Origin of the sequence: Levilactobacillus yonginensis, from assembly GCF_003946265.1 — a bacterium.
GTDB lineage: Bacteria > Bacillota > Bacilli > Lactobacillales > Lactobacillaceae > Levilactobacillus > Levilactobacillus yonginensis.
Genome location: NZ_RHNO01000051.1, coordinates 1 through 3312, shown reverse-complemented (window position 1 = coordinate 3312; position 3312 = coordinate 1). Strand labels below are relative to the sequence as shown.

Here is a 3312-nt window from a genome sequence, read left to right as displayed (position 1 = left end):
ATACCGCGGTGAAGCCGCTTAATCAAATCTACAAAAATTATAGTATTTCATCCGTCAACTTGACAGGGACTAGTACATTCGGTTAGTCTCTGTCCTTTATAGCGTCCGTTTAGATAATTATTGGTAGAACTTTACAGGTAGTATTAAATAAAGCTTCCTTGTGTTCGAGTTACTTGGCCAGCTGCTGCACTGGTTCCATCTATAATAGCTGAGACCAGTTAAACTGATCAGCTAGTCCCAAAATGAAGGTAATTTACCACCACCGGCACCACGTGTTCCTACACGGCCTTCCGCGCTCTTACGGGATTCAGCCTTAGCTTTAGCACTTGCCGTGGCCTGCTTACTTTTAGTCGACTTGGTTGACTTAGTAGTCGTCTGCTTTACCACTTTGGCACTAGAACTAGTTTTAGTAACCGCGGTCGTCTGTTTAGCACGCTTAACCTTTAAGTCAGACTTTTTAACCCAGCCCGCGGCTTTATTCTTAGAAGTCGTCACATAATAGTAAACCACCTTTTTCTTACCTTGACGGTAAACCTTGGTTTGCTTGGTGCGCTTCCATGTTGACTTGGTATAGTTCTTCAGATAATGGTTGGTCTTCAAGGTCAGCTTCTTTGCACTACCCTTAAATTTATAGGTCTTTCCCTTTTTGTTTCGGACAACGTAATTGCCCTTTTTAACTTTCACAATCTTAGTTCGACGATATCTGGCACTAGCATTAACTGGTGTGGCGGGAAGTAAACTGCCGCCAAGCGTCAGTATGGCAGCAAAGGCCGTAAACACAATATTTATTCTCTTCAATTTAAAAACTCCTTTGATTTTTACCAGACGGTGAATTTCAAACATGACATTATGTTATTTAAAGTAAATACTAGCTGTATCAGGAAATTGTGCTGGATCGCCTAACCCATTAAGCGCAGCGCCATCAGTACTGTGTGCATAATGCGTACGACCCGTGTTAGTTAATGTTCGATACCACGTGTCAAAATCAGCCTCAGTATGCTCGGATGCTTTAAAGGTCTTAACCGGCTTCATATCCGTCAATTTAACCCAACCACCAGTGTGCTTCTTTTTCGTAATTGGTGTCATATAGTAATAGACCATCCAACTACCTTTATGCTTGATCTGGGTGATTTTCGTTCGAGTCCACTTGTTTTTCTTATAATTCTTCAAATAGTGATTGGCCTTCAATTTCACATTTTTAGTGGTACCCGTCATCTTGTAAGTCCGGCCCTTAGTATTCTTGACCCGATATTTGGCATGATGCCACGTATTTACTTTACGAATTCGGCTATAACCAGTATTCGTTGCAGCCGATGCAGCAACACTTGGTACCACTGTACCGCCTGCCATGGTCACTGCCATCATGGTGGCGACTAGAATTCGATTCAGTTTTTTCATTGATAAAAACTCCCTTCATTTTGACCCTAGCCGCTTGAGTCCGGTTAGGCCTTTATTTACCTTACACGAGCTTCAAACCTTAACTTAGTCGTCTCAATAAGTCATACATATTTCGCAGCTGTGCTGTTATTAAGGTCCTCAGTTTTATACTTATGTAATTACGCTACCAAATTATCGGCTTCACAATTCACTTATAGCTTACACCGGCTTTTTCGTTATTAACCCTATTCATCTATAATGATCACCTTTATTCATCACTATTCCTAAATAATAATTTACTAATCCTAATAGTTCAATTGAATTTTAATATATTGGGCTAATTAGTCCATCTCATTCGAAAAATTAGGCCCTATTTCTCTGCCTTCTCTCCACCCTATTATTGCCTCTTGAACATAGATAAATGCGAAATTGCATTTGACTATACTCTAAATACATTATGTGTATTAGTAATCAACATTTGGCTCTTGATTTTGATAGTGCTGGTCGAAATCGTATTAGATATTCTGTTGGCTAAATGCAGTTATAACCATACCAGTCAATACAGCCGACTATTACAAATAACACAACTTTAGTACCGATTAACGCCGCCATTGGAAGTAACTTAATTTATTTTGAAATGATGACATCCCCTATTTGAGTGATCTTTTTGCAAAATAAAAGCCCACTCAATCATTAAACTGAGTGGACTTAATGTAACTGTGAAAGAAATGTGAACTAAAGGTTACTTGGTGCCAAAAATTGCAGCGTTAGATGCGACGGTGTTGTCGCTGATGCTGTGAGCACCGATGCCAATAACATTGTAGGCACGATTGAGCATAGAGTCACGATGGCCGTAGTCGCTATCAGCATCATCATAGATATAAGCCAATACACGAGCTTTACCAGCATTGTATGAAGAATCAATAACGGTGTTAAGCTTGGTACTATTATCAAGGCTGTCGTCCTCATTAAGTCCATGAGAAATCATGTTGACACCATCCATACCGATTGCTTCAGTTTTGACATAGTTGATACCTACAGCTTCAGCTTCGACTTTAGCTGCTAACCGACCTTCTGCGGTATAGTGAGAACCGTTAACGTTTGATTCAAGGTCACGTTTCATTGCTACGCCATCTAATCCAGTGTCTTCTTTGAGTGAACTGATTCCACGTTTTGCCCGTTCAGCGTTAACAGTAGCCAAGAAGCCTTGACGATATTCACTGATATTCATCTTGAAGCGTTTACCTTTAGATAAGCGGTCAAAGTCGGATTCACCCCAGTTACTATCATTCTTATAAGGCTTATAAGTCGATGTTGTCTTACTAGACTTGTTAGACGTCTTCTTCAAGTAGCCGCTCCAGACCCAACCAGTATGCTTCGAGCCAGTCTTGAACTTGTAGTAGACCCGCTTGTGGCCGTTGACAGTCACGTGTGATGAGTAGTAGCCAGTCACATACTTACCATATTCGCCCAGCTTGGCACCGGTCTTGTGCTTGATCTTACCGTTTGAATAGATAACGCCCTTCTTGTTAGTGACTTTGTACGTTCGGTCCTTGATATTCTTGTAGTACCGGAACTTAGTGCTGGCTGAGGCGTTAACTGGCTTAGCAGTTGTGACCATGACTCCCGCAACACCAGCAGAAGCTGCGATAACAGCGATTAATTTAGTGATTTTTGACATGATAAGCTCCTCCTATGTAATATATCGCTAATTGTACCATTAACCAAATGTACAAATAAAGTCAGTACTGATTATATTATCACCGTAAATAAATGTAATAGCCGCCAGGCACACTAACTCATGATTTGCAGAACACCGTAACCAAACTCAAAAGCACCCTCATCAAATTTTTTTAACGCTTGAATTGTCAAATTAAGTGCAACACTACATTAAAGAATATTTCATAAGGCGTTTTCCATCCGAGACATTTACGG

At 40.5% G+C, this 3312-nt stretch carries 3 protein-coding genes; all 3 read right to left on the bottom strand.

Annotation, left to right across the window (positions count from 1 at the left end; genetic code table 11):
* Positions 1–231: 231 nt before the first annotated feature.
* Positions 232–798: a hypothetical protein gene (locus tag EKM87_RS12220; protein ID WP_125685024.1), complete on the bottom strand. Its 567-nt coding sequence runs from the start codon at positions 796–798 to the stop codon at positions 232–234.
* A 54-nt stretch (positions 799–852) separates the two neighbouring features.
* Positions 853–1398, bottom strand: a complete 546-nt coding sequence (locus EKM87_RS12215) for a hypothetical protein (RefSeq protein ID WP_125685022.1) — start codon at positions 1396–1398, stop codon at positions 853–855.
* Between the two features lie 721 nt (positions 1399–2119).
* The gene (locus tag EKM87_RS12210; RefSeq protein WP_125685020.1) at positions 2120–3058 is read right to left on the bottom strand and encodes a CAP domain-containing protein; all 939 of its coding nucleotides are present in this window, start codon (positions 3056–3058) and stop codon (positions 2120–2122) included.
* Positions 3059–3312 lie beyond the last annotated feature (254 nt).